Source organism: Vibrio sp. 1402 (genome assembly GCF_033340275.1).
The window spans coordinates 1-506 of sequence record NZ_JAWOWE010000765.1; the positions used below are offsets into that span (position 1 = coordinate 1).

1 protein-coding gene is annotated in these 506 nt (G+C 45.1%); it reads right to left on the reverse strand.

Annotated elements, in window-relative coordinates; genetic code table 11:
• Positions 1–506: type VI secretion system contractile sheath domain-containing protein (locus tag R7044_RS28370; protein ID WP_225456432.1), on the reverse strand; the 506-nt coding region annotated here is incomplete at both ends.

Here is a 506-nt window from a genome sequence, read left to right on the forward strand (position 1 = left end):
CGTCTTCTGCTTCCATAAAGCTACCGATCTTGTCTCGAGCCATTACTTTCAAATAATGTGCAAAACGAGAGGTTGCCATCATGTAAGGAAGTCTTGCTGAAATTGCCGCGTTTGCTGCCACTTCTGGAGATTCATGATTTGCTGGTTTTTGACAAGTTTGAGCACCAAAGAACACGGCATAGTTTGTATTTTTGTAGTGACACAACGGTAAGAAACCCAGTTTACCCAATTCCGCTTCACGGCGGTCTGTAATGCCAATTTCCGTTGGGCACTTCATATCTGGGTCACCATCATCACTCATGAAGAAGTGTGTTGGTAGGTTATCAACTCGCCCACCACCCTCTGCGCCACGAATAGCAGTACAGAAACCATACTTAGAAAATGCATCCGTCAGTTTGACGCCAAGCACGTACGATGAGTTCATCCAACAATAATCATTGTGATCAGCATTAACGGCGATACCCGACACAGGATCCACATCAAACTCTTCAAAGCCAAACGCTTCT